15 protein-coding genes and 1 tRNA gene are annotated in these 19,550 nt (G+C 42.0%); 5 read left to right on the forward strand and 11 right to left on the reverse strand.

Annotation, left to right across the window (positions count from 1 at the left end):
* Positions 1-49: 49 nt before the first annotated feature.
* The 3 genes from efp to DUL71_RS17890 form a co-directional block, all read right to left on the reverse strand.
* Complete coding sequence (gene efp, locus DUL71_RS17880) at positions 50-610, reverse strand: elongation factor P (RefSeq protein ID WP_112574922.1); 561 nt, start codon at positions 608-610, stop codon at positions 50-52.
* Between the two features lie 79 nt (positions 611-689).
* Positions 690-4,346 (reverse strand): ABC transporter permease, encoded by a 3,657-nt coding sequence (locus DUL71_RS17885; RefSeq protein ID WP_114939391.1) that lies wholly within the window; start codon positions 4,344-4,346, stop codon positions 690-692.
* Between the two features lie 131 nt (positions 4,347-4,477).
* Positions 4,478-6,925, reverse strand: a complete 2,448-nt coding sequence (locus tag DUL71_RS17890) for a TonB-dependent receptor domain-containing protein (protein WP_114939392.1) — start codon at positions 6,923-6,925, stop codon at positions 4,478-4,480.
* A gap of 229 nt (positions 6,926-7,154) precedes the next feature.
* On the opposite strand from DUL71_RS17890, the gene DUL71_RS17895 reads away from it, so the two are divergent.
* Positions 7,155-8,285, forward strand: coding sequence for a sensor histidine kinase (locus tag DUL71_RS17895; RefSeq protein WP_114939393.1), 1,131 nt, complete (start codon positions 7,155-7,157; stop codon positions 8,283-8,285).
* A gap of 45 nt (positions 8,286-8,330) precedes the next feature.
* On the opposite strand, the gene DUL71_RS17900 is transcribed toward DUL71_RS17895, so the two are convergent.
* The 3 genes from DUL71_RS17900 to DUL71_RS17910 form a co-directional block, all read right to left on the reverse strand.
* Complete coding sequence (locus tag DUL71_RS17900; protein ID WP_114939394.1) at positions 8,331-9,221, reverse strand: toll/interleukin-1 receptor domain-containing protein; 891 nt, start codon at positions 9,219-9,221, stop codon at positions 8,331-8,333.
* Positions 9,222-9,486: 265 nt separating this feature from the next.
* Positions 9,487-10,200, reverse strand: coding sequence for a LytR/AlgR family response regulator transcription factor (locus DUL71_RS17905; protein ID WP_114939395.1), 714 nt, complete (start codon positions 10,198-10,200; stop codon positions 9,487-9,489).
* Complete coding sequence (locus tag DUL71_RS17910) at positions 10,178-11,230, reverse strand: sensor histidine kinase (RefSeq protein ID WP_114939396.1); 1,053 nt, start codon at positions 11,228-11,230, stop codon at positions 10,178-10,180. The genes DUL71_RS17905 and DUL71_RS17910 overlap by 23 nt, the downstream gene beginning before the upstream one ends.
* Positions 11,231-11,427: 197 nt before the next feature.
* Between DUL71_RS17910 and DUL71_RS17915 the strand changes: the two genes are divergently transcribed.
* Positions 11,428-12,246: a hypothetical protein gene (locus DUL71_RS17915; protein WP_114939397.1), complete on the forward strand. Its 819-nt coding sequence runs from the start codon at positions 11,428-11,430 to the stop codon at positions 12,244-12,246.
* A gap of 45 nt (positions 12,247-12,291) precedes the next feature.
* On the opposite strand, the gene DUL71_RS32405 is transcribed toward DUL71_RS17915, so the two are convergent.
* From DUL71_RS32405 to DUL71_RS17940, 5 genes are all read right to left on the reverse strand, one after another.
* Complete coding sequence (locus tag DUL71_RS32405; RefSeq protein WP_208645593.1) at positions 12,292-13,107, reverse strand: endonuclease V; 816 nt, start codon at positions 13,105-13,107, stop codon at positions 12,292-12,294.
* A 120-nt stretch (positions 13,108-13,227) separates the two neighbouring features.
* A complete protein-coding gene (locus DUL71_RS17925) occupies positions 13,228-13,635 on the reverse strand; it encodes an EthD family reductase (protein WP_114939398.1) in 408 nt (135 codons plus the stop codon).
* 214 nt (positions 13,636-13,849) lie between these two features.
* Positions 13,850-14,884, reverse strand: coding sequence for a type II toxin-antitoxin system antitoxin DNA ADP-ribosyl glycohydrolase DarG (darG, locus tag DUL71_RS17930; RefSeq protein WP_114939399.1), 1,035 nt, complete (start codon positions 14,882-14,884; stop codon positions 13,850-13,852).
* Positions 14,885-14,887: 3 nt separating this feature from the next.
* Positions 14,888-15,490, reverse strand: coding sequence for a type II toxin-antitoxin system toxin DNA ADP-ribosyl transferase DarT (darT, locus tag DUL71_RS17935; protein WP_114939400.1), 603 nt, complete (start codon positions 15,488-15,490; stop codon positions 14,888-14,890).
* 124 nt (positions 15,491-15,614) lie between these two features.
* A tRNA-Met gene (locus DUL71_RS17940) sits at positions 15,615-15,687 on the reverse strand.
* A 150-nt stretch (positions 15,688-15,837) separates the two neighbouring features.
* Here DUL71_RS17940 and era point away from each other — a divergent pair.
* From era to DUL71_RS17955, 3 genes are all read left to right on the forward strand, one after another.
* Positions 15,838-16,716, forward strand: a complete 879-nt coding sequence (era, locus tag DUL71_RS17945; RefSeq protein ID WP_112574931.1) for a GTPase Era — start codon at positions 15,838-15,840, stop codon at positions 16,714-16,716.
* 192 nt (positions 16,717-16,908) lie between these two features.
* Positions 16,909-18,210, forward strand: a complete 1,302-nt coding sequence (gene der, locus DUL71_RS17950) for a ribosome biogenesis GTPase Der (RefSeq protein WP_112574932.1) — start codon at positions 16,909-16,911, stop codon at positions 18,208-18,210.
* 354 nt (positions 18,211-18,564) lie between these two features.
* On the forward strand, positions 18,565-19,476 hold the full coding sequence (locus DUL71_RS17955; RefSeq protein WP_114939401.1) for an NAD(P)/FAD-dependent oxidoreductase: 912 nt from the start codon (positions 18,565-18,567) through the stop codon (positions 19,474-19,476).
* Positions 19,477-19,550: the final 74 nt, after the last annotated feature.

The following is a 19,550-nucleotide window of genomic DNA, read 5'->3' on the forward strand; positions in this document are numbered from 1 at the left end:
TTTTTCGATCCAATACAGATAACTTCATTTAAAAGTTATTCCTGATAGTCTATTTTACACGCTCAACATATTCGCCGGTACGTGTATCTACTTTTATTTTATCTCCCTGATTTATAAAAAGCGGCACTTTCATTTCTATGCCATTCTCCGTCGTCGCGTTTTTCAACGCGCCAGAAGAGGTGTCACCTTTAACAGCTGGTTCAGTGTAAGTAATTTCCAGGTCAACATGATTTGGCGCAGTTGCCATTATTGGCTCTTCACTTTCAAAAGATACAATTACGTTCATCCCTTCTTTCAAAAATTTAGCAGCCGGGCCAAACAGGGCTTTAGGAATACTATGCTGGTCATAAGTAGTATTATCCATGATCACCATGTAATCGCCCTCTTCATAAAGATATTGATAATCGTTCGTTTCTACCCGGCAAATCTCAACCTGCTCGTCAGTAGCCAAACGGGCTTCTACAATTTTCCCTGTTTTAATGTTACGAAACTTATCCAAATAGAAAGCTCCGCCTTTGCCCGGTGTGCGATGTAAAACTTCCGTAACAGTTACCAATTCGCCGTTGTAGCGTAATATATTCCCTACTTTAATTTCAGATGCCTTTGCCATGAAAATACCTTTGTAAATTTTGAAGCCAAAGATAGGTCAAGTTATTGGAAAAGCTTTATCTAAAAACAACAGGGGATTACTATTCGCTCCTCAAACTCTTCACGGGATTAGCCAGGGCCGCTCTTATCGCCTTGTACCCTACGCTTGTCCAGGCAATAACTACCGATGCTAATACTGCCACAATAAATATATCGGGACCAATACTGATCCTGTAGGTAAAATCCTGCAGCCATTTATGCATAAAATAATAGCCTATAGGCGCTGATATCGCAAACGCGATAACAATAAGGACGGTAAACTCTTTTGAAAACAGGTAAATAATGTGTCCGATAGAAGCCCCTAAGGTTTTACGGATACCTACCTCCTTGGTGCGCTGCAAAGCCATAAATGACACCAGGCCGTACAAACCAAGGCACGAAATGAATATGGCTATACCGGCAAATATTTTGAAAAGTGTAGACAGCTCCTCCTCGTTGTTATAAAAACCGGCGATAGTTTTATCAAGGAACTGGTACTCATATACCCCTTCCGGATAGGTTTTGTTCCACAGGGTTTCGATACCGGCAAGTGTCTGCCTCAGGTTTTGCGGGTGAACTTTAATATTCAATTTGGAATACTGCGATTTCCATGCCGCCATCAATACCGGCGGAATAGCGCCACGAAGCGAGGCCACATTAAAATCTTTCACTACACCTGTAATTCGTGCCTTTAGATTTTTGTTATTCCATAGCATAATGTTTTTGCCTATGGCCTGCTTCGGATCAGTAATGCCCAATTTATGGATCAAAGTTTCATTAACAACGTAGCCTGATATGGTATCTGACTTATTGTACGGTACACCCGCCAAAAACTGAATATCGTATAATTTAAAATAGTCAACATCAGCCCATTTAAGGCATGCCCCAAAGTCAACCTGCTTGTCCGAATTATTGAATTTAAAGTCGCTGAACCAACCACTGTTATCAGATGGTGCATATAAGCTAACACTTACATCTTTTATTCCCGGTTGCTGCAGTAGCTGATCTTTTAATGCCCCCACTCTCGTCCTGCTGATACTATCGCCGGGGAAAGGAACTGTAATTACAGCATCCTTATTAAAACCGAGCGATTTGCTTTTGAAATAATTCATCTGATAGATCAATACCAGCGTACCGATCACCAGGAATTGGGCAATACAGAATTGAGCTACCACCAGCACCCGGCGTAAGGAAATGCCACTCGCACGCCCGGCGTTGATCTTATTTCTTAAGGCCTCTATCGGGCTAAACCCGGATAATACCAGCGCGGGATAAAACCCTGCCAAAAATGTAACCCCAATAACTACTCCAGCCAAAAACAAGATCACCATCGGGTCGGCCAGGAAGCCCCCGCTTAGCTGCACCTCAAGCAAACTGTTCAGCATTGGTAAAGTGATAAGGGCAGCAATTGCGGCCAGCACAACGGCAAACAAGGTAATGATCAAGGTTTCGGTAATAAATTGCAGAACCAGTTGGTACCGGTTGCTGCCCAAAACTTTACGTATGCCAACCTCTTTTGAGCGGTTTACGGCCTGTGCGGTAGCCAGGTTGATAAAGTTAACACAGGCTATAACGAGCAGAAACAAACCAATCAAACTGATAACATTGATGAGTTGCTTGCTAAACGGGTGCCCGCTATATAAACCCACCTCCGTGTTATAGTGCATGTCTTTCAACGGTTGTAATTGAAAGATCTCGTTTTTGTTGTAAGGAGCCGGGACATGCTTTTTAGCCAGCGATGCAAGCCCGGCGTTCAACTGCTTTTCGCTCATGCCCGGGGGCAAAACAATATAGCAATTCCTGTCGCCGAAAGTACTTATCCAATCCTGGGCATTCCCACTAAGGTCGCCTCCTTTGTCAACAAGCGTTATCCAGGATATTGCCAGTTTTAGCGGAAAATCAGTATTCACGGGGGTATCCTCCAATATCCCGGTCACTTTCAAATCACGCCTATTTTCATATCGCACTATTTTCCCCATGGCCTTATGCCAGTCGCCAAAAAACTTATCGGCTTCGCTACGGGATAGCACAATGGTATTAGGCTCTGATAAAGCGGTATTTTTATCTCCAGCCAGCCAGTTAAATGCAAAAATCTGAAAGAAGCCCGGATCAGCATAATAAGCCAGATCTTCTTTAAACTTCTTCATGGCGCCAACATTTCGCACATCTCCTACTGCATAATGCGAACCATCATTCTTCATGATATTCGATACCTGTTTTACTTGCGGAATGTCAAACTTTAGGCCTTCTGCCAGCGGCAAAGGAGTCCCCGAGTTGGCATGCGTACCATCCGGGCCGCTGTTCACAGTCACAACACGGTAGATCCTGTCTTTATTGGCATGAAAATTATCAAAGCTTGTTTCATACTGAACAACCAGGAATATCAGCAGACACGCGGCAATACCTATTGCCAAACCTGTGATATTGATAGAAGCGTAGCTTTTGTTACGCATCAGATTGCGCCAGGCGATTTTGAAATAATTTTTGATCATTGCTTTGCGATTTGGTTTCTTGTCGGTCCACTTCGGGGCCGTTTCCTGGTACGAAAATACCGTCGCAAAACGGGGCTGGCGCTCCAAATTATAATATGGTCGCTCTTTTTTGAGTTCAGATTTGTATTCTGCGGGGCTTTTACCTGTTAATTCTTTAAAAGCGCGGTTAAAGGTAGTTTTGGAATTAAAACCCGATTCAAAGGCGATACCGAGCAGGGTTAAATGATCAAAAGCCGGATTCTGCATTTTCCAGATTACCTCGGCTACACGATATTCATTAATAAAATCATTAAAGCTTTTTTTGAGCACGGTATTAATGATCCGGGACAACTCGTTGGGATGCAACTCAAGTTTCTCCGCCAGCGAGCGCAAGCTAAGTTCCGGGTCCAGGTAATATTGATTAGCTTTTAATACCCGCTTCAACCAGGTGCCCTTCTGCTTTAACTCTGCCGGTGCCGCCGGCTTTGAAAGGGCGGGTGCAACAGCAGGCACTCCAAATTCTGGTCTTAAAAAAGCAATAGCGGCGGTTCTGATAGTTAATATCGCCCCAAAAAGGTAAAAAGGGTAATAAGCGTATACCGCTAATTTATGATGATAACCCAAATAGTCAACGACTGTAAACAGCGTCCAACATAACCATAGCAAACCGAAACCAGTTAACAAATGATGAAGCCACCGCATTTCATACCGGTACCTATCGCCATTATTAAATTTAATACGCGTATAAAAGCGCCCGATAAGCCTGTGAGATAAATACAGGTAAGTAATGACCGAAGCAAACGCGAGGACCTGCAACACCGGATTTAACTGTTGAAAAATGTTTGTATTATAGGTAGGCACACCTGTTCTTATGCTTTCGTTAACTTCTAAAATTTGAACACTCAATTCAAACAATAGCGGAATAAAATGCAGTAAATCCTTATACCGGAACTTATATTTTGGATGGGTTAATTTAAGCACATAAAAGAAGATCAACGGACCAAATGCCAGCGAAAACTGTAATGGCAACCAACTCCAACGTGTGATATAGTTCGTCAATTCAATATCAATAGCCAATATGCGGGCCATGTATAAAACAACAGCCATCAGTGCCAGGGCCAGGAAGCGGTTTGCCGCCTTATTCACTCTTTTGGTGAACCATAAAAGCATGGCAAAGCCTGCTCCAAGGAAAATAGTTCCTAAAAAGGCAATATCATAAGCGTTGATATGGAATGTATAGGTTTTCAATCAGCTTAAATGGCTCAATCGTTGTTCCAAATCTACAACACATTGATCTCCATAAAGATAATCTATTTAGATAGAAATACATCGTAACAAAACCGGACATATACCCGTCCGGTTCCGGATGCCAAAGCTGATTACAACCGACTCCGCTCTTCGCCCGAGCCGCTGTCCCTTTTCTCCCGGCTCTTACCTGTTGTCCCAAACGGGCGATAGTAACTCAGTTTTACAATTGTTCCCAGCCGGGATTCTGTATTATACCTCACGTGTACTTTGGTGTTAAAAGCATCTGTGGTAAGCAGACCAACATCGCTCTGATAGCTACCGGACCTGAAGATATCGGAAATTGAAAGTTTTAAGTTTCCCTTACCCAAATCTTTCCTGACGCCCAGGTTTACAATGGTATTGCTATACGAGTGCCAGTTGGCGCTGTACGAAGGCGAATTATAATAGCCGGATAACTCGGCCGAGAGGCCATGCTGAAATTTAAAGTTCTGGCTAAAGTTAAAAGAGCCGGCCAGGAAGATTTTTTCCAGGGGATTAGGGGTAAATGAAATCCTGTATTGCGTTAGCCCCCCGGTTAGGGTATAGGTCATATCCCACCAATTGTTGATCTTAACCGGAATTGTTGCCTGTAGGGTTACGGAATTCTGCCAGTCGCCATTTTCCGGCCGTAGATAAACCACTCCTTTTACCGGCCCAGGCGTTCCCTGGATGCCGAGAATGGGATGATCATCGCGGCTGAACAATAAGGAAAACAGGTAGTCGTGATAATTATAGCCAAATTTAAGATTCCGGGTAATTGCAGGTTTTAAGAGCGGGTTCCCTGTAAAAACCGATACCGGGTCGTTATAGCTTACGTAGGAAGCCAGCTCGCTGTACGAAGGCCTCGTGATCCTTTCCGTATACGATGCCTGCCAGGATGAGTGATCGTCTAATTTTCTTGAGAAAAATACGGATGGAAAAAATCTTCCAAGCTTGCGGTCTACCCGGTAATTAACATCGGTTGATTTATCGGTATAGTTATGCGAGTACTCGTAACGGCCGCCTGCAACCAGGCTGCTAACCGAATCAAGCTGCATATTAAAAGTGACATAACCCGCTTCAATTGCCTCGTAAGTGACAAAGTTGTTCCCGGCCCCAACAGTATTAGGTTCCCAAACACCATTTTCAAAATCCTCTATACCGGAGTTAGCCGCAGTTCGGCTATAGGTAACTTTGGCACCGGTCTCGAATCCTATTTTTTTGTTCAATTTGGCAGAATAATCAAGCTTGCCGATTGAAACTTTTATTGTTGTATTGCCAAAGCTGCGCTGTTTAGGCGAATAAAGACTATCGCCGCCACCTGCCGTGTTACCCTTATCATCGGTAAATGAGCTTTCTGAACTGGCCAGCGACCGGGTATGATAATACAGGTAATCAAAATCGGCTCGCAATTTCTGCTGTCCTTTCAGGCTTCTGTCGAGATATAAATTGGTGATGGCGTTACCGATGTGACTTGAGTTATCAAACAGCGAATTGTAGGTTAGTGTGGGCGCATGCTCAAAAATGTAATAGCCATAGTTATGAGGCTGACTGGTGTTGCCACCACCCCAATAATTAATGCTACCGCCGATGGTTGTCCCGGTATCAAGTTTGATATCTGCCCCCATAGTGCCATCGTTAAAATTAGCGATAGGCTTGTTTATGCCCGTGTAGCTAAAATCTGCTTGTCCTCCTATTATCGCCGCATTTTCGGAGCCGGTGGCATAAAGGCCGCCATAGTCATGAGCGTGCCAGTAGGAATATGATCCGTAAAGATTAACATTGCCCGTATTGTGGTTAATGTTAAACCCTGCCGAGGCTTTTTCAAACATGCCATAGCCCGCCGTAAGCGTAATTGAACCATTAGTGCCGCGCTTTTTACTCTTTTTGGTTACGATATTAATGATCCCGGCATTGCCTTCGGCATCGTACTTTGCAGGCGGTGTATTCATGAGTTCTATCTGCGTGGTATTATCTGCACTCATACTATTCAACAAGGTTATCAACTGATCCATCGACATTCGCATAAGCCGTCCATCTATCATCACCTTTACCCCCGTTTTTCCGTTGAGCGCTATGGTGTTGTTATGCAGATCTATAATGACACCCGGCGACCGCTGCAATACGTCCAGTATTGAACTGCCTTGCGTCATGATGCTATTTTGTACATTAACCGTCAGCCCTTCGGCCGTTTGCTGTACCTGCGGCTTGACCGCACGGATCACCACTTCCTGCAGTTGCCTGCCGGTTTGCTTTATTACCAGGCGGCCCAGGTCTGTTTCCTGCCCGGGGCTGATATTAAAAACTGGCGATTTATAGGCCTGATATCCTACAGCAGTTACACGCAGGGTGTATTTTCCGGGATGTATATTGTTGACGCGGAAAGTTCCGGCATCAGTTACCGCGGCGGAATTAACAACCGTGCTATCAGCTATCCGCAACAATGCTACTGTAGCGAACGGGACAGGTTTACCCGCAGTATCGGCTATGCGCCCGGTTACCTGACCAAATGCACCGATGGCTACAAACAGGCATAATAAGGAGATGGCAAAAGATCTCATATATTGTATGTTTTAGTCAAAAGAACCGCTCTTATTCCGGACAGAAAAAACAGATTGATGAGCACCTGTATCCGATTGATGAAATACGGCAACGAGAAGAATTTGCAGAAAAATGGCAATGCAAAGGGCTTATTTGCCGGATGTAAGCTGTACAATGCATTTCGTCAATTATTTAGCTCCGTTCATATGCAATGTGGGTAAATATCAGCCGATTGCCTAAATTAGTACTATGACTTTTACTCCCATGAGGCAAAACTGGTTCATCCGGTATAAATTGTATCATATTCCTTTCTGGATGTTGTACGATTACTTATTGTGGGCCCTGAAGGTTGATAGCGCTACAGACGCTGTCAGGCATATTTTCCTTTCCGTTTATTTTATCAAGTGCTTCTTTTATGTGATTTTTCCGGCATTCGCCGTATATTTTAATTTGTATTTCCTGGTTCCGCGTTATCTGGCAACCGGCCGGTATATTACTTATCTGGCTTACCTGTTCTTAACAATCATTATTGCATCTATATTTATTGTACCCGGGTATTATTTAACTGCATGGTACGCCGGCAGCAGTGTGGAAAAAACCTTTGGGTTTACTACCAATTTTAAAAGCCTTTATGAACTGGCCAAGGAAGATCCCTTCCGCTCCACACTGGCGGCCACTACCCTGGCCATGAGTATTAAACTGGCCAAAAACTGGATAGAAACACAAAGACGGCAGCGGGCGCTGGAGAAAGAAAAACTGGAAACCGAGCTTAAGTTTTTGAAATACCAGTTTAACCCACATTTTTTATTCAATAGCATCAACTCTATATTTTTCCTGATCCATAAAAATCCCGATATCGCATCCGCTTCGCTTGCCCAGTTTTCTGAGTTGCTTCGTCATCAGCTTTATGAATCGAACGACAGCCTGATCTCCTTAAAAAAGGAAATTACCTATCTCGAAAACTTTATCGAACTGGAAAAACTACGGCAACGCCCCGATCTGAAAACAGTGTTTAATATCGATGATGATTATCCGCAGTGTTTGGGCGTGGCGCCATTTATCCTGATAACTTTTGTAGAGAACGCGTTTAAGCATGCATCCAAACATACAGATAGCTTGAACTGGATCAAGATGGAGCTTAAAATTGATGGCCAGATCCTGAAAATGGTTATCGTGAACAGCAGGGCCGACAATGACTCGCGCCAGGCGATCCATTACGGTGGTATCGGGCTGAAAAATGTACAGCGACGATTGGACTTGTTGTATCCCGATGGCCATCGGTTAGACATCCAACGATCGGATGCTGATTTCAAGGTAATTCTTGAATTGCAACTGGAAGAGATAAGTGTGAATTCGCAGCTTGAACTTGTAGGTAGATAACTATTTGATTGGAAAAACCTTTGGGATTATTGAAATACCTCTGAATTACGGTTGTTTGCAGATGTGTCGGACGTGATGGTAATGATCATCTAAATTTTTATGTAGTTTAAGCAAATAATCGAGAATCGAATTTAATTGCTCGCACAAGCCTTTCCTAATTATCGACATTTCTTCGCAAGCATCCTGCCTGATTATCGGATCTCTTGAATAACTTTTAGGCCTCAATTCTACCCATCTCTCAAATAAATCCTTCATTACACCCTCATAACTTCTTATCAAAATTTTTGAATCTCTATCCAATCTTTCCAAGTCGTCCGCAGTAATAGTCTCCATTACATAATTATCCCGATTTTTTAGCTCAATCCTATTATGCTGTTGATATGCAAGAGTCGAATAATTCCTTTCTCTATTATCAAACTCTTTCCCATCTATAAATGCTTTCTGTTGCGGCAAAAAATCATCTATAATCTTCAAAACATTGCCAATTGCATTTAAATTTATCGCATTCGCAATATTTTCAGTTATCTGCACTAATACCTTATCCCTTTCAGCTTTTTCCAATTGATCAAGGGGGTTAGAAGGGTTATTTGCAGATTGAAGTTCTACTAATGCTGTTGTTTTATATGCTGAATGGCTGATTGCTATCCAATATAAAATTAATTCCCCGTTGCTGGACCTTTCCAAAATGAGCGGCAACTCATTTTCCATAATAAAGTCTGAGGCAAGAAAATTGGGCGAAACTAATAAAATGGCTACACGACACGACAATAGCCTCGCTTCAATTTCATCCCGCCAAGCGGTGCCAGGTTTTATTTCTTTATCACTCCATACGGAAATTTTCTCGCCACGGGTGTATGGTTTCAGAAAAGTTAAAATGATGTTTAGCCATTTTTCATCTACATGGCTATAACTGATAAATATACCGTTTCGATACATTGTCGATATTGTTTAGGCATGAATCTTACTTACAGAAGTTGCTGATAATTAAAGTTATAAACTATTTAACAAAATTCAAATCTATTTTAATATCGAATATTTTTCCGTGTTCCCTACGTTTGCATCAGCAATTTCCTAAAGATGCTTAATATAGAAACTGGGAAATCTTACTAATTTCCTATCAAGGCAAAAATAGTATCAAAGGTATTTTTGAGAAATGTAAGAATAGAAAGTTAATCGGCACATATAATAGGCATTCGACAATTTAACCCTGTGTTTTCATCTGGATAACCTTTAAAAACCCGGCTTTGAAAAGTCTGCCCAAAGGCAGCGGTTTATCATCGAGCATTACCTGATCGGCATTAAAACTGGTGATTTTGTCTATCGCGATGATGAATGATTTGTGGATTCGCACAAAGGAATTTGACGGAAGCGTTTCTTCCATGTAGCCGAGCTTTTCGGAAGCGATATAGGATTTGTCTTTTGTATGTACTTTAATATAATCGGCCAGCCCTTCAATGTAAAGAATATCCCTGAGCATGATTTTTACCTGTTCCCTGCCTACTTTAAAAAACATATAAGCAGTATCATTATCCTTCGCCGGTTCCGGGATTTCGGCCTTGCCGCCCCAATAATGCATAAACCTGGCTACTGATTTCATAAAGCGCTCCTGCGTAATCGGCTTAACCAGGTAATCGAATACTTCCATTTCGAAGGCATCCGCGGCATATTCGCGATAAGCGGTAGTCAGGATGATTTTGGGGCTTGATTGTAACGATCTTGCCAATTCAAGCCCGGAAACTTTTGGCATCTGAATATCCAGAAAAACCAGGTCGACCGGATTTTTTTGCAGGAAAACAAATGCATCAAGCGCGTTGCCTAACGAAGCCACAATCTCAAAATCTTCAAGGCCCGAAAGATGCAGTTTAATCAGTTCCCTTGCCGGTTCTTCGTCATCAACTATCAAACACCTGATCATTACCTTCAATTTGAATTTCTAATATAACAAGATAGGAATTTTGCCCCTGAATAATTTTCAGGCCGTGTTTACCCGGGTAAATCAGCTGAAGACGTTTTTTAACATTGGCTAAACCTATACCCCCGTTATCAGAAGTCGCCTGTTTTGTAGCACCGTCACAACTATTCTCAATCGTGATAGAAAAGCGATCTGCTTGCCTGGCTACATCGATCCTGACCCAGCTTTTTTCAATAGAATCGCCAACACCATGCTTGAAACAATTTTCAACCAACGGCAACAACAACAATGGGGCTAACCGTAGATTGTCAATTTCGCCAAAAATATTGACGGCGATATCTACCCTGCTGCCATACCTGTTTTTCTGAAGCTCGATATAGCTATTAATGTAATCAATCTCCGCGGTAAGTGCTATAGTATTCTTTGATGCATCGTACAAATTGTAGCTTAAAAAGCCCGACAGATGAGCAATCAGGGCAGCCGTTTCCGGACTTGTTTTTAGGGCCGTTCCGTAGATATTGTTCAGCGTATTAAAAACGAAGTGTGGCTGCACCTGCGATTTAAGGAGATCCAACTCCGCGAGCGTGCGCTGCTGTAATAATTCCTGCACGCGGTGTTTTTCCTGGTACCAGTAACGCAGCGAGTAATACAAGGCGTACAAGCTACTTATAGCATACAGGTTTACAAAATCGACCAGGAATTTTCCAGCCGAAAAAAGCGGCATATTTAGCGCCATCGGAAAGTAGCGCGGATAAATGATATAATAATTGAAATAACGCCTGATCAGCAGTAATAAGCAGGAGCTTACAATCACCGCAAGCCAAAAAGCAGTTTTCCTACCCTTTTGATAGTATCGCTGGAAAACTACATGAACAGCCAGTATCGAAAATACTAATGATACCGGCAGCGCCATACAGGCATTGATGAAATAGCCATTGTAGTCGCCATACAATGACGCCAGCCCAAGCCACTGGTATAAAAAATACAGCGACCAGAACATGCCATTGAATGCTATATCCTTATTAAAGGTCATGGTTCTGCTTTTTTAAGCAAGTTATAGATTTTCGGTTTCCATTTTTCGGATAGAATATCGAAGAAGTCAGGTTTTCGACCAACGACCTTATTTTTCGGTCAACGCCAGATACCGACGATTTCCGTTGTGTGCAGAAGAAAGCTATTTAAGTGCCCCTGCAGCTCTATTTTTGATTCAGAGACCAGATTCCTAAATCCATGAAAATTCTTATTATAACCGGCAGGTCCTTTTACGCATTGGCGTTAATTGTATATGGCCTGCAGCAATTTTACTTCGGAACTTTTAGAGACGTATTTTTCTCGGTTTATCAGCAGCACCTGCCGTTTTTGAACGTCCTGTCTTATTTGTTCGGCTTATACTTAATTATAACCGGCATCCTTATTTGGGTACCAGGCAAAGGCCAAAAGGCTTCGCTGATACTCGGCGGTGTTTTTATGTCGTTGTTCCTTGGCACCCACATGACTTATGAACTAAATTCCGAACCTAATAAACTATACCACCTGGGACTGTGGACAACACCACTGAAGGAGCTGGCGCTTGCCGGCTGCGCGTTCGTTGTCGCCCATTCGTTCGGCACAAACCCAAGTGTTAAGAAAACCTTTTTAGAAAAGCTTGCACCATACGGAAACCTGTTCTTTTTGTACACGATAACCAGCTACGGTATTTCGCATATTATTTATGCACCCTACTTAACAGGTATGGTTCCGAAATGGATAGCCAATCATCTCTTCTGGGTTATGCTTACCGGGATAACGCTCTCCGCCAGCGGCATTGCAATCATCCTGGGCATCCGGATCAGGATTATCGCTTTATTGCTATCCCTTCAAATCTTCCTTTGGGTATGGCTGGTACATGTTCCGGGAACATTGTCCACGCCTTTAGCCGCCGACAGGGGAAATTTGCTGGCCAGTGCTTTTGACGCCCTTGCCTTTAGCGGCACAGCCTTGCTGATTGCCTTAACCATGAAAAAGCAGAAATGGGTGGAGGATATTGAGCAATGGGGCGAAAAGGGTTAGTGGTGCTTGAACGTAATAGCATAATACGGGTAGTTTAGATGGGACTTAAACTTCCTTGGTTATTTGATCAAGTTTTTTTAATATATCGGGGATTCTAAAATCCCCTTTCATACCTTCAATTAACCGGACCGCCTCGTCCAAATCAATCCCCACCGACGAAATAAACAAGGGTTTTTCGCTTTCGCCACGCTTTAGTTCCCTAACCGTTGCTTTATTGCTCAAGAAAGATGTTTTTGCAACCCCAATAATTGGTTTACGTTCATCTAATTGTTTCCAAAGATGACCACCTAAACCGAATCTGAAATCATTATCTATATAAACATATCCATCTATTAAAATAAAATCAATAACAGATAGGTCTGTTTTTTCAATGATCTTTAAAATACATGGCAGCTCTCTTTTATAGAATTCACCAGGCACATATTCACCAATGTCAGTCAAATATTCTGTTAACACAATACGGGCATGGGGTGCGCTGGGTTCAAACACTACACCTACAGCCTTTGCAATATTTTCCCGATAATGTACATCTATCGCCAAAACAAGCATCGGCTCTGGTTCAAAAACGCCTTCATATATTAAATCTCCATTTTCATTCCATTCCCTTAAGGCACCATAAGATAAATTTCGTTTGATAAACGACTCTTGCATCAACTGTCCATTTTCGAAATATTCTCTATGAAAGCCATGGGGATGACCACCTACACACTGGATTTCCGTTTGCAAATTCCCGTTCGCAAAAAACGATTCCTCCAAAATACCTGTGAAGGGTAAATTTTTGTAATGATAGATCTCACCTCCCCCAACGTCAAACCCTGTCATATCCAGGTCGGGATCATCCCATTTAATTCTCAAGCCCATTATCTAATAAAGCTAATAATTTTTATATCCTTTTCTTTATTCTGTGATAATACCCCAAACAACAAAAGCCTCAAATGAAAATTTGAGACTTTTGTTTCAGGATAAGAACTTCAGCAATATTTACTTTACCACCTCACTAACCAAAATAACAGGAGTTACATTAGTGTAATTTGCAAAATCCGCGCGAATGGCATTTATATTAGGCCCTATAGCCGCCTGGTAGTCGCTTAGGCTTTTTACATAAAAAGTACCAATAGCCATAAAAGGCAGTGGCTGGTTAGGAACACCACTGGCAATCCCCTTTTCAATGGTGTATTTAACCAAATTTGATCCTAAAAACCGCGCTACCATGGGCATGTGCTTGGTTTCATAATACTCCATATTAAAGGTTTTACCTTCAGCGTAAGGATACATGATGGATATTTTAACTAAGCCTTTTTCAACAGTAACCGTGTTCTGTTTTTCCTGACCAAATACAGTAAAACAAGTAGCAAGAAGGAGAAATGACAAAATGAGTCTTAATTTCATAACTGGTTTAATTAAATGATAAAGTATTCTTTTCTAAGAGATTACACAATATTAAAAGAAAAGACTTTATTCCCAAAACGGTATGCCAATTAACGCTTGAAGTTTATAATTTTCCCAAACCGGCATGCATATGCGATATAAAACAAAAAAGTCTCAAACTTTCATTTGAGGCTTTCATTTCGTAGCGGGAGCAGGACTCGATACGACCTTCGGGTTATAAATTATGCTGTTCAAGTCTCGTTATCGCCTGCTCAATAAATTTCCGATTAGAAAAAAGAGTGTGCTTTCTGTTGCTCCAATCTTTCAGACAAACCAATATCTTATCCAAGTCCTTGGTTTGAAATTTAATGGAAAGGAAATCTATAGTAGACAATAACTCCAACCCGAAAGTTGAGTAAAATCCTGATAAAAAACTTTTGGTCTTATTTACAATATCGAGGAAAGCGAGATTGGTTTCTTGACTAAGGAAGGTCAAAACATCGTCCTCAGCATCCATCATAATACCCAACTCCTCAAAAGGCTTTTTATCCATAGCGCTATATCCTGTGATGTAGCTTCCGTTAAGATAATAGAGCACACGCCTCACCTTTCCCGAATACGGGCCGTAGAAATTTGGTTCAAAAGTTAACTTAAATTCACTTTTTGCCCCAAAACGTTGCAGAAAATAGGCAACCTTCTCAGCGGCAAACTCTGATACAAATTCACCACTTTTTGCCAAATCAAATAAAACAGCAAGTAACATTGCCCGTGCAGGTGTTAATTTGGCACGCTCTTCCTTCATTGCATCCTTGATCACAGCATTAGGCAAATATACCTGAATATCGCTGTCAGTATCTTTTAACGTTGATTCTATCAAGTTTTTCACTTTGGCCCACTCTAATCCGCCGTGCCCGGTACCTAAAGAAGGTATCGCAATAGATTTGATCTGCTTATCGTGTATAAGTGAAGCTAATCGCTTTAAGCCAGCCTCTACATAGCTATATTCAGATGGTTTGCGCCAATCAGTTTTTGTAGGCAAGTCAATAATAGTTTTTTTACCATATAATAATGATTCTTCTTCGGTAACTATTAAATCGCCGATCTCAAAATCTTTGGCTTTGCAAGCCTGCTGATAAATCTTAAAATTGTAGGGAAACTCTTTTTTAAATTGAAGAGCCAATCCCTTGCCCATCACACCGACGGTATTAACGGTATTCACCAAAGCATCTGCTTTGCTTTCTAAAATGTTACCTTCAATGTATGTAATCATCTGTCAAAAATAATAACCAGCTTTAACAGCTATTTTGTTTTTACCAATGCCATATTCTAAAAGTTTCTGTTCAGCGCTTTCGTTATAAACAGCAAATCCTAATATCGCACTCGCAGGAATATCATCAAACACTAAAAACTCAGCCTCTTTTCTCCTTTTCAGATCGAGGTCATTATCATCCCTCCAATAGCGGGCATTTATCGCATTCACATCGATAATATCTAATATATCGTCTATATGCGTTTTATCAAAAAAATCAGTCAGATCACTTACCGCATGGCCGTTTGAAAAAACAAACTCAAGTTTGTGCATTCTGACAAGCTCAACAGTTGTTATACAGTATATAATATTCTCTGTGGCTACGGGACCTAAATTATAGTATATACTATTAACGCCCTGCTTTATCACGTACAGCATCGGCATCCTTACGCCAAAGTAAAAAGGAATGTAACTACCAAGAGTTTTTCCATTGGGCAACAAAAAACTGTCTCTTTTCGAGATCAGATTTCCAGAGCCTATTGGCACATAATTCACGTTACTATTCAACGAACGCTGATGAGTTATTCCGTTTACAAGAATGTGCGGAATATTCTCTATATGTGTCATCCTGTATAAATATATCTTTTTCAGCTTTCGGAGGTTAGTATTGCTAAATATAATCAATACACCTAAACAAAACTCAATTCAAACAAAAAAGCCTCAAATTTTCATTTGAGGCTTTCATTCTTCGTAGCGGGAGCAGGACTCGAACCTACGACCTTCGGGTTATGAGCCCGACGAGCTACCAACTGCTCCATCCCGCACTGTATTTTGTGCTATATATTTGAGATCCGGTCATAACCCCGGAAAGGTCCTTCCAATTATCAAAATGCAAATTTGCACTCCGTTTTAATTGGACTGCAAAGATATAATTCGTTTCTTTGCAGTCCAAATATATTTTTAATTATTTTTCTATGGCTCATCAGGCAGGTTTTGTAAGTATAATAGGTAAACCCAACGCAGGGAAATCAACCCTTATGAACGCGCTGGTGGGCGAAAAAATGTCCATCATTACCCCAAAAGCGCAAACAACACGCCACCGCATTTTGGGTATCGTGAATGATGAAAACTACCAGATCGTGTTTTCGGACACGCCCGGTGTTATCAAGCCGCACTACGCTCTCCACGAGAGCATGATGCACCAGGTTGACGGCTCCATTGTTGATGCCGACCTGATTCTGCTGGTTACCGATATTTATGAGGAATATGACGAAGCCGACGTTCTTAAAAAACTGGAACGCTCGTCTGCCCCTCTTGCCATCCTGATCAACAAAATTGACCAGAGTGATGAGGAAACAGTTAAAAAGAAGGTTGAGTTCTGGAAAGAGAAATTAAACCCTAAAGCCATCTTCGCCATCTCGGCATTGCATGGGCATAACATTAAAGCCATCATGGATTTCGTGATCGAAAACCTGCCGGAGCATGCAGCGTATTACGAAAAAGATGCCCTGACGGATCGGAACGACCGCTTCTTTGCTTCAGAGATGATTCGCGAGCAGGTGTTTAAACAATACAAAAAAGAAATTCCTTACAGTACCGAGGTTATCGTAACCGCATTTATAGAGGGGGAAAAACTTTACCGCATCAGCGCAGAGATCATCGTTGAGCGTGAATCGCAAAAAAATATCATCATAGGTAAAGGCGGCGAAATGCTCAAGATAACAGGTACTTACGCACGCCGCTCCATGGAAGACTTTTTCCAGCGCAAGATATTCCTGGAGATGTTTGTAAAAGTAATTCCCGATTGGCGCACCAAAAAGAACTATCTAAAGCAGTTCGGGTACGAGGGATAAATATGAGAATTGAGATGTGAGACAATGCTCACTCTTAATTTTTAAAGCATTAGTTTAAGACAAGAATATTGAGGCGAAAGATTTGAGATAAATCTTTCGCTCTGTTTATAAAGCATTAATTTTGATGTTGATTTTGGATGAATATGAAGCCCGGTCTCATATCTCAAATCTCACATCTCAAATCCAAACAATATGAGTAACATAGTAGCCATTGTGGGCAGGCCCAACGTAGGCAAATCAACATTATATAACCGTTTAACCGAAAGTCGCAAGGCCATTGTCGATGACTTTAGTGGCGTTACGCGCGACAGGCATTACGGTGTTGCCGAATGGCTTAACCATAACTTTACGGTTATTGACACCGGTGGCTACGTTGCCAATTCTGACGATGTTTTTGAAGCAGCCATTCGCGAGCAGGTTGATATCGCCATTGAAGAGGCTACCGTGATCCTGTTTGTTGTGGATGTTACTACCGGCATTACCGACCTTGACGACGAGATTGCTAACCGCCTGCGCAAAAGCAAAAAACCGGTTTTTGTTGTAGTAAACAAACTGGACAATAACAATCAGGTTGCCGATGCCATGGTATTTTACAGTCTCGGTCTTGGTGAGATCTTTACCATATCATCAATGACCGGCTCGGGCACAGGCGAATTGCTTGATGAAGTAGTAAAACACTTTGAAGATGAAGTGCTGGAAGAAAACACCCGCCCTAAATACGCCATTGTTGGTCGTCCTAACGTAGGTAAATCATCTATTATCAATGCCCTTATCGGTAAAGACCGCAACATTGTTACCCCGATAGCCGGTACCACCCGCGATTCTATCCACATACATTATAACCAATATGGTCATGATTTTATGCTGATAGACACCGCCGGGATGCGTAAAAAAACCAAGGTTAAAGAGAATATCGAGTTTTATTCGGTAATGCGTACCATCAAGGCGTTGGAAGAAGCCGATGTTATCATCCTGATGATTGACGCTGTTGAAGGTTTTGAATCGCAGGACATCAACATCTTCCACCTGGCCGAAAAGAACAAAAAAGGCGTGGTTATCGTAGTTAACAAATGGGATTTGATTGAGAAGAACAGCAAAACCATCAAAGTTTTTGAAGAACAGATCCGCGATAAGATAGCCCCTTTTACCGATGTACCTATCGTATTTACTTCGGTTACCGAAAAGCAAAGGGTGTTAAAAGTAATTGATGTGGCTAACCAGGTTTACCAGAACCGTGCCCGCAAAATCCCTACTTCAAAACTGAACGAGGTAATGCTGCCGATTATTGAAAACTATCCACCGCCATCAATAAAAGGTAAATACGTTAAAATAAAATACATTACCCAAATTGCAGGTACTTCGCCAATGTTCGCGTTTTTCTGCAATTTACCGCAGTACGTTAAAGAGCCTTACTACCGCTTTATTGAAAATAAGCTCCGCGAAAACTTCGATTTTTCAGGCGCGCCAATACAAGTTTGGTTCAGGCAGAAATAAGAAACAGAACCTTGATTTTTAGGATTTGAGGATTAACTTGAGCTTTATCCTTATAAAATCCAGACTTACAAAGTTTCATCACCTCGTCATTGCGAGGAACGAAGCAATCCCCTATTTGCAGGTCCGCCCTGTATAGTCCGCGATTACTTCGTTCCTTACAGCAATGACGTTTTCATTTTATATAGTCCAGATTTACGAAGTTTTAAAAACTTCGTAAATCTCCCCATCCCAAGTTTCTTCATCATATCAAAGCTATGTGACTGTCTTACTTTGTCACTTTAAAGACACAAAATGCAACTAAGTTGCATTTTGTGTCTTTGGATTTTACCTTTATCGCTGTTAACTCCATATCATATGAAAGATTTTGATGTAATTATTATCGGCGGTAGCAGTGCCGGTTTGTCTGCAGGTATGGCTTTGGGCCGGGCTATGCGCAAAGTACTAATCATCGACAGCGGCAAGCCCTGCAATCGCCAAACACCCCACTCCCACAACTTTTTTACCCGCGATGGTCAAACCCCGCATGAGATTTTAACCATAGCCCGCGAGCAGACGTTAAAATATCCAACCGTTACCCTGCTTCATAGCGAAGCCACACAATGCAATCCTATTACAAACGGCTTTGAAGTGGGTACAAGATCAGGAGAAACATTCAGCACAAAAAAGGTTATCCTGGCTGCAGGTATTAAAGATCAGATGCCGAATATCCCGGGCTTTGCCGAATGCTGGGGTATATCGGTTATCCATTGCCCCTACTGCCATGGCTACGAATACGGCCATCAACGTACCGGGATCTTTGCCAATGGCGAAACCGCTTTCGAAATGGCTAAACTTATCTCCAACTGGACAAAAGATCTCACCTTGTTTACCAATGGCGCATCAACGCTAACCGAAGAGCAGCAAGCCATCATCGGTAATAACAACATTCAAATTGTAGAGGATGAGATAGAAGCACTTGACCAGCACAACGGCCAAATAAATGCCCTCCGGTTACGTAATGGTTCCGAAATAAAGTTAAAAGCACTATATGCAAGGCTCCCATTTACACAACATAGTGATATCGCCTTGCAGCTGGGTTGCCAACTTACCGAACAAGGTCATATCCAGGTTGACGCAAAGCAAAAAACGACTATACCCGGAATTTACGCTGCCGGCGACAGCGCTTCGGGCATTCGCTCATTAGCCAACGCGGTTAACAGCGGCACAATGGCAGGGGTTATGGCAAATCTGGAGTTGATTGATGAAGCTTTTCTTGTAAAGGAATAGCTTGGGAATTGACAATTCCCTCCCTGGGGAGGGGCGCGTCAGAATTGCGTATTGGCAGGGAGGGGTTTATACGC

The sequence above is a fragment of the Mucilaginibacter endophyticus genome (genome assembly GCF_003351025.1).
Taxonomy (GTDB): Bacteria; Bacteroidota; Bacteroidia; order Sphingobacteriales; family Sphingobacteriaceae; genus Mucilaginibacter; species Mucilaginibacter endophyticus.

What these genes read in the sequence shown, in the direction of transcription:
- efp (WP_112574922.1), bottom strand. Translation starts at nt 610, where the DNA reads ATGGCAAAGGCATCTGAAATTAAAGTAGGGAATATATTACGCTACAAC.
- era (WP_112574931.1), top strand. Translation starts at nt 15,838, where the DNA reads ATGGCTCATCAGGCAGGTTTTGTAAGTATAATAGGTAAACCCAACGCA.
- DUL71_RS17915 (WP_114939397.1), top strand. Translation starts at nt 11,428, where the DNA reads ATGAAAATTCTTATTATAACCGGCAGGTCCTTTTACGCATTGGCGTTA.
- DUL71_RS32405 (WP_208645593.1), bottom strand. Translation starts at nt 13,107, where the DNA reads ATGGGCTTGAGAATTAAATGGGATGATCCCGACCTGGATATGACAGGG.
- DUL71_RS17900 (WP_114939394.1), bottom strand. Translation starts at nt 9,221, where the DNA reads ATGTATCGAAACGGTATATTTATCAGTTATAGCCATGTAGATGAAAAA.
- DUL71_RS17905 (WP_114939395.1), bottom strand. Translation starts at nt 10,200, where the DNA reads ATGATCAGGTGTTTGATAGTTGATGACGAAGAACCGGCAAGGGAACTG.
- der (WP_112574932.1), top strand. Translation starts at nt 16,909, where the DNA reads ATGAGTAACATAGTAGCCATTGTGGGCAGGCCCAACGTAGGCAAATCA.
- DUL71_RS17955 (WP_114939401.1), top strand. Translation starts at nt 18,565, where the DNA reads ATGAAAGATTTTGATGTAATTATTATCGGCGGTAGCAGTGCCGGTTTG.
- darG (WP_114939399.1), bottom strand. Translation starts at nt 14,884, where the DNA reads ATGATTACATACATTGAAGGTAACATTTTAGAAAGCAAAGCAGATGCT.
- DUL71_RS17890 (WP_114939392.1), bottom strand. Translation starts at nt 6,925, where the DNA reads ATGAGATCTTTTGCCATCTCCTTATTATGCCTGTTTGTAGCCATCGGT.
- DUL71_RS17925 (WP_114939398.1), bottom strand. Translation starts at nt 13,635, where the DNA reads ATGAAATTAAGACTCATTTTGTCATTTCTCCTTCTTGCTACTTGTTTT.
- DUL71_RS17895 (WP_114939393.1), top strand. Translation starts at nt 7,155, where the DNA reads ATGACTTTTACTCCCATGAGGCAAAACTGGTTCATCCGGTATAAATTG.
- darT (WP_114939400.1), bottom strand. Translation starts at nt 15,490, where the DNA reads ATGACACATATAGAGAATATTCCGCACATTCTTGTAAACGGAATAACT.
- DUL71_RS17910 (WP_114939396.1), bottom strand. Translation starts at nt 11,230, where the DNA reads ATGACCTTTAATAAGGATATAGCATTCAATGGCATGTTCTGGTCGCTG.